Annotated in this window: 4 protein-coding genes; all 4 read right to left on the reverse strand. The window is 74.6% G+C overall.

Annotated features, from left to right (window positions below):
• A partial coding sequence (locus ABD308_RS38455) for a hypothetical protein (RefSeq protein ID WP_344345608.1) occupies positions 1–693 on the reverse strand: 693 nt, incomplete at its 3' end.
• Between the two features lie 152 nt (positions 694–845).
• Positions 846–3,590, reverse strand: coding sequence for an SdrD B-like domain-containing protein (locus ABD308_RS38460; RefSeq protein ID WP_344345610.1), 2,745 nt, complete (start codon positions 3,588–3,590; stop codon positions 846–848).
• A gap of 313 nt (positions 3,591–3,903) precedes the next feature.
• Positions 3,904–5,769, reverse strand: coding sequence for a GTPase (locus ABD308_RS38465; RefSeq protein ID WP_344345612.1), 1,866 nt, complete (start codon positions 5,767–5,769; stop codon positions 3,904–3,906).
• Positions 5,766–6,919, reverse strand: a 1,154-nt coding sequence (locus ABD308_RS38470) for a hypothetical protein (protein WP_344345614.1), incomplete at its 5' end; no start/stop codon positions are given. The genes ABD308_RS38470 and ABD308_RS38465, both read right to left, overlap by 4 nt.

The following is a 6,919-nucleotide window of genomic DNA, read 5'->3' on the forward strand; positions in this document are numbered from 1 at the left end:
CAGCCCGCCGTCACCGTCCACCCAGTAGGTCAGCGGCGACCGTTCGCCGTCCGGCGCGGCCCCCTGGGCGCGCGGGCCGGCGAACCGGTCGTGGTCGCGGCCGTCGAGGCGCTCGCGGCCGAGCCAGCGGGCGCCGGACTGGGCGAGCAGCAGCGGATTGTCGGGCCGGTCGGCGCCGAGTTCGGCGATCAGCTGCAGCCCGGCGTCCAGCGGGTCCGCGGTGTAGGTGCGCGGGGACCAGCCCTGCCGGGGGACGCGCTCTGCCTGCTGCCAGGCCGGGCCGTCCACGCCGGCCGGTTCCGGGGCGAGCCCGAGACCGCCGGTGTCCCAGACCACCAGGCCGCGGTCGAGCGGGCCGTTCGGCCCGGTGACCTGGTAGCGGCCGGTGCCCCGGCGGGTGCGGTAGTCCACGACGCCCTCGACCCGGACCTCGACGCCTCCGCCCTCGGCGGCGGTGAGGCTCACCGCGACCGGGCTGGCCTGGAACAGGTTCAGCCGTGACAGGGCCAGCCGGGAGGCCTCATCGACGGTCACCGGGCGCTCCCCGGGCTCGTCGGAGACGGTGCGGTAGGCGACCAGGCCGCCCACGGCGGCGGCGCACACCGCGAGCGCGACCAGGCTCCTGAGCCAGAAGGTCCGGCGGCCCGGCCCGGGGGGTGTGCTGCGGGGGGCGGCCTTCGGCTTCCGGGCCATGCGTTTGCCTTCTCTCGTCCGTTCGGTCACAACACACGGGCGGGCCCGGGGACCTGAGGTCCACGGACCCGCCCGTTCAGCACCGTCGCCGGGGCGGCGGTACCCGTCCGGGCCGCGGCGGGCCCGGACGGGGTGGGGCTACCGGAGGCCGGCTACCCCTGCTGGGCCTGCTGCTGGGCCCTGCGGCGGCGCGCCAGGAGCACGAGCGCCGCGCCGAGCACGGTCAGCGTTCCCGCACCGGCCGCCATCACCGGGATGCCCTCGTTCGCGCCGGTGTTGGCCAGCGGCCCCGGACCGGGAGCCGGCGCGGGCGGCGTCGCGGCCGGGGACGGCTGCGTCGGTGCCTGGGTCGGCGTCGGGGTCGGGGTGGGGGTCGGCGTGGGCGTCGGCGTCGGCGTCTCGGAAGGCGTCGGCGTCGGCGTGGCCGTGGGCGTCGGGGTCGGGGTCGGCGTCGGGATCAGCTTGTTGACGGCCGTCACCTCGACTCCGGTGGCCAGGTTCTCGGCGTTCAGGACCAGCGGCCCGAACACCGTCGTCTCCGGCGCGGAGTAGCCCTCGGGCGGGCTCACCTCCTGCCAGTAGTACGACCCGGCCACACCGCTGCCCTTGCAGAGGCCGTCGGCCCCGGTGGTGCAGGGCTCACCGACCTTGCTGTCGGGCTTGTCCCCGGTGCTCTGCAGCCCGGTGGTGTCGTTGGTCTCCTTCCAGAGCTGGAACTTCGCGCCCGCCAGCGGCTTGCCGTCCTGGTCGTGCTTGACCAGGCGCAGCGCGCCCTCCTGCTGGCGGAACCCGAAGTCGTAGGTGTGGTCGTTCTCGCCCGGTCCGCCGGTGGTCAGCGCGCGCTCGGCGTACTGCCCGCCCGCCGGGACGACGCCCTTCGAGTTGATGAAGGGGTTGTCGCCGACGTCCGCGTCGGTCGGCACCCACTGGTACAGCGGGCCGCCCTTCGCGTAGTCGGCCGGGTTGTCGAGCCGGACGGTGTACTTCGTGCGCGGCTTGAGGCCGCCCGTGACGTTGGAGTCGTCGAAGTAGTACTCACCGCGCTCGGTCGTCCTGGTGGTGCCGACGAGCTTCCCCGTCTCGTCGTAGAGGTGGACGGTCGCACCGGGCACCGGCTTCTGTCCCGGGCGCTGGATACCGCTGCGCTCGGGGTCGTACCAGACCCGGTTGCCGATCTGGAGCGGGGCCTGGTCGCAGAGCACCTCCAGGTCGCCCATCGAGGCGCCCTTGCCGAACGGGTCGGGCCCGTTCGGCGGGGTGAGCCGGAAGCCGAACTTCGGGTCCTGCTGGCCGTTCCGCTGGAGGAACGACGTGCCGTAGCCGAGGGCCTCGTGGTTCGGGTCGAACGCCGAGGTCGCGATGGTGTTCTCGACCTTGGAGTCCGCCATGCCCGCGAAGGCCGTGTTGCGGTGGCCTCCCCAGCTGGTGTCGAAGAAGCGGGTGCCCCGGGGGGACAGTCCGCATCCGTTGTTGGTGTCCATGACGTACACGCCGTTCGCCGGGCAGGCCTTGTTCAGGTCACCGCCCGACATGACGGCGGAGTACGGGACACCGTCCGGCGCGCGGTCGGCGAACCGGTCGCGGAAGGCCAGCAGCATCGAGCCGTCGGTCTCGAACGCGATCTCGCCCAGCTCGGGTTCGGGCTGGGCGAGCATGTTGGTGCCGCACGCGTTGCCGTTCTGCGAGGTCGGCCAGGTGTCGGTCCACGCGAACCAGGCCGCCCCGTCGCAGGGGCCCCCTCCGACGGTCGACTGGCGCGGGTAGTCCAGCTTCTCGTTCAGGATCGCCGCCGAGAAGGCACCGGTGGCGAGGTCGAACGGGAGCACCACCGCCCGCAGGTCGGACGCCTTGCCGGTCGACTGGCCCGAACAGACACCGCCGAGGAAGCCGGTGCCGTCCTTCAGGCCGAGCCCGAACGGACGCCAGTCCCCGGCCACCGGGCAGCCCGGGTCGGGGATCGGGTAGACGGCCTTCGGCGCGGACGCCGTGGGCACGGTGGCGTTGTAGCGGTAGAGCTTGCGGTCGTTCAGGTTGACGACGAAGAGGTCCTGACCGTCGTCGGTGACCTTGATGCCGCCGAGGCTCTCCTTGCCCGGCACCGCGATGAACCCGTCGTCGGTGCCGCCGCCGTGGGCGGTGGAACCGGCGTTGGGAACGGTGGTGAACAGCGAGGTCCGCTTCGTCGCCACGTCGGTCACGTAGATCCCGCCCGCGCCGCCGGGACCGTAGTCCGTCGTGCGCTTGGCGACCGCCGAGGAGAACACCCGCCGGTCGGCCTTGTTCCACGCGATGCCGTAGAGCGTGCCGGTCTCGGCGTTGGTGGCGATGTTGGTCGCCCGCGCGTCCCTGCCGTCCTGGCCGCGCGCGTTGTACGGGAAGGAGACCAGCGTGCGCTGGGTCCCGTCCTCGCGCGAGGCCGCCTGGCAGGTCGTCACCAGCGTGGCGTTCTTCTGGCAGTAGTCACCGGGGTACCACAGGCCGGTGAGGACCGCCGCGTTCTTGCCGCCCGAGACGTCGACGAACTCCTCGTTGCTGCTGAGCTTGTTGGGCTCGCCGCCCAGGCCCTCGCGCGAGGCGAAGGCCGGGTAGAGGGTGCCCGGCTTCGGGTTCACCACCTGGACGCGGTACTTGCCGCCGGTGAGCTTGGTACCCGGCGTCAGCGTCACCGTGCCGTCCGCCGCCGTGGTGCCCTCGATCCCGTTGCCCGCGTCGTCGGTGAGGGTCACCTTGACGCCGGCCATGCCGGGTTCGAGACCCGGGGTCCACACCCCGTCGGTGTCCACGGTGCGGACCACGTGGACCGTCACCGTCCCGTCGGCCGCCTGCGGGAACGCGGCCGGGGCGGCCAGCAGCGAGCACGCCCCGATGCCGAGGAGCAGCGCCGCGGCGCCCCCCACGGTACGGCGTCCGGGCAGGCCCGGCCGCCGCCGCTCCGGGCCGCGAACGGCACCGGAATCCTGATCACGTGTCGTCGTCATCCCTGCTCTCATGGTCAGTCGGGCCCTCAGCCCGGGCCCCGCGAGGACGTTCGCGTGTGGCTGAAAGCCGCTATGGTTAATGGGAGCTTAAAGGGACTTCACACAAGTTCGCAGGAAAACCAGGAACTTTGACAGCAGATCAGACGTTCCGATGGACTGTGCGCGCATCGCTGCTGATGGGGCGTCAGCGCCGGAGGAGCTCGGCGGAACCGGGTCCCTCGCCGGCGGAGCCCTACCCGGCGTCCGCCCGCCGGGCCGGGGCCTGGGCCAGCAGGGCGGTCAGCTCGGCGCCCCCCGCGGCCAGCGTGGCCTGCCGGGCCTCCAGGACGCCGGCCAGCGACCGCAGCGGCCGGGCCAGGGCCTCCAGGCCCTCGCGGACCTCCACCACCGCCCGGTTCCAGCCGAAGTCCGGCTGGTCCTCCCCCGCCGTCAGGATCCGGTCCACGATGGCGCCGGCCGTCTCGTCCAGCTTGCCCCGCAGCGCGGTGCGCCGCCGGCTCTCCTGGTCCTCCAGCCGGCGGCCGCGGATCTCCTGGAAGGCCAGCTCGCCGAGTTCGAGCATGGACGGGAGCACCGTCTCGAAGATCTTCATCCGCTGGAGCGCCGTCCGGGCGGCGGCGGTCTGCCTGCCGTCCGCGAAGCCGATGCCGCTGCCGTAGTAGTGGCGCAGCTTGCGCTGGTCGCCGATGAGCCGCTCCACGTGGCCCAGTTCCAGGCGCGCGCGGTCCAGCGGCATGCCCAGGTCCTTCTCCAGGTGGCTCTGGTAGAGGCTGCGGACCACCTCGCGCACGCTGCCGCTCATCGCGCGCAGCGCCCGGCCGAGGGCCTGCTCCTCGCTCTCCCCGCTCTCCCCGTTCCCCGCCGGGGACGCCGGCCGGTCGGCGGGCGGTTCGCCGAGCGAGCCGACGAAGCCGTGGAAGGCGGTGGCGGCGGCACGCCGCGCCCGGGTGGCCAGTTCGCCGTCCGTCTGCCGGACCAGCCGGTCGAGTTCGCCGCCCCAGCGCGCGGACCAGGCGGTGAGCGCGTCGCCGAGGCCGCGTTCGGCCTGGGCCCGGACGTGGTCGAGGTCCGCGCCGTGCAGGGTGTCCACCGCGGAGTTCAGCAACTCGTGGACGGCGGCGCGCAGTTCCGCGGCCGCGGCGGCGACCAGTCCGTCGAGCTCCACCACGACCGCGTCGAGCTGGGCGAGTTCCCGCCGTGCCTCGCCGGCGGCCTCGGCGGCCGCCGCCCGTTCGCGCTCCGCCTCGTCGAGCGTGCGCGTCGCGATCCTGCTCCACAGCCGCACCTCGGCGGCCGGCCGCAGTTCCGCGCGCCGTCCCGCCAGGCCGGCGAGCCCGGAGCGGAGTTCGGCGATGCCGTCCCAGTCCCCGCCGGCGCCCTCGGCCCCGGCGTCCGAAGTGGCCGCGAACAGGGCGAAGCCGTACGGGTCGGCCGCCACCAGGTGGATCGGGAGGTCGTCCCGCCCCTGGTCGTCGGCGCCGCGGGCGAGCAGCGTGGCGAGCTCCTTCCGCTTGTGGGCGCACAGGCCCCGGTAGGCGTCCGGGTCGTCGCGCGGGTCGACGCCCGCCTCGTCCATCCGGCCCACCACCAGCCGCAGCGCGCCCCGGGGGAAGAGGCGGCTCGCCGCCGGGCCGAACAGCGCGCCGGTGGCGACGTCCCGCAGGTGCCCGGCGTCGGTGGTCGCCAGCTGCGGCGGGAGGACCACGAGCAGGGCGTCGGTGAGGCTCAGCGCGTTGTCGGCGGCCGCCCGGTGCTCCTCGTTGCCACCGGCGATCCCGGGTGTGTCGGCGTACTCCAGGCCCGCGCTGCGGACGTGGTCGACGGTGAAGGTCTCGCGGCGGGCGCTGACCGTCAGCCACGCCGGCGCCTCGGTGCCGTCCTCGGCCAGCAGGCGCCTGATCAGGCTCGACTTCCCCGCGTCGTAGGGGCCGTAGACGGTGACCCGGACGTCGGGGCCGTGCTCGAAGCGGTTCCAGAGCGCGGTGATCCCGTCGGTGAAGCCGTCACCGGCGACGGTCCGCACGGCGGCGCGCACCCGGCCGGTCCACTCGTCCGGGTCCTCGGTGTCCGGCTCGGCCGGGGTGGTGAACTCACTCATGACGTCCCCTCGGTGGGCTGGTGCGGCAGGTCGCCGCCGGGTCGGTGTCCCAGGCGGGCGAGCGCGTCGGTGATGACGTGCCGGTAGGCGGTGCTCCGGTCCCGCAGGGCGCCGGCCCGGGTGTCGTGCTCGGCGACGCGCCGGTCGATCGCCGCGACGGCGGCGGCCAGTTCCTCGCAGTCGGCGTCCAGCGGCCGCAGCGGGCCGGGGTCCTCCTCGGTCCCGTCGGCGATCCGCTCGGCCCACTGGGCGGCCTCCTCGTGCAGGGCGCCGATCGCCGCCCGGCGGGCCTGGGCGAGTTCCCGGTCGTCGCGCGCGTTGCGGATCACGGTGTAGACGTCGACGACGCTGGAGACCGCCTGCAGGCCGATGCCCAGCCTGCCCAGCGCGCTCGCTCCGCGGGCCAGGGTGGCCGGGTCCACCGTGCGGTTGAGCCAGGTCCCGATCCTGGCGATCGCCTGGGCGTCGGCCTTCCCGATCACCGCCCCGACCCGGCCCAGGCCCTTGGCGGTCCTGCGGCGGCGCTTCCGGCCGGTGTGGCCGGACAGGAAGCCCAGGCTGACCGCCGTGCCGGCGTCCGGGAAGGTCCGGTCGAAGCCCCTGGAGTCCAGGCGCCGCCGCAGCACCCGCGCGGTCCCCTTGCGCCAGGCCTCGATCGTCTCCTCCGACTCGGTCCACCACTGGCCGGCGATGCCGTGCAGCTCCTCGTTGCGCGTCCACCGCTCCAGGCGCTCGGCCAGGGCCTTGCGTTCGGCGGGGACGGTGCTGCGCAGCGCCTTGTCCAGCTCCCGGTCGAGGAACTCGCCGACCAGGACGACGAGCCGCTCCGCGCGTGCCCGCCGGATCGCGAGGCCTTCGCGGAGCCGGTCCGCGGTGTCCCCGCGCAGCCGGCCGAGCTGCTCGGCGGAGTCGTGCGCCCCGGCCTCCCGCTCCCGCGCGTCGCGGAGCAGCGCGCCGAAGCGGGCGATCCCGCCGTGCAGGACGGACACGTCGGCGCCGTTGGCGAGCAGGCGGTCGCGCAGTGCGGCGAACCCCTGCTCGAAGGCGTCCATGCCGTCCCAGTGCCGGTAGAGGTCGAAGTGGTCGCGGTGGCCGCCCCGGTAGCCGCGCGGATCGCCGGCCACGCAGACGACCTGCTCCGGGACGGGCG

This window comes from Kitasatospora putterlickiae, from assembly GCF_039527695.1.
GTDB classification, from domain to species: domain Bacteria; phylum Actinomycetota; class Actinomycetes; order Streptomycetales; family Streptomycetaceae; genus Kitasatospora; species Kitasatospora putterlickiae.

Excerpts from the sequence above, each read along its gene's own strand:
- ABD308_RS38465 (WP_344345612.1), bottom strand. The coding sequence starts at position 5,769 with ATGAGTGAGTTCACCACCCCGGCCGAGCCGGACACCGAGGACCCGGAC.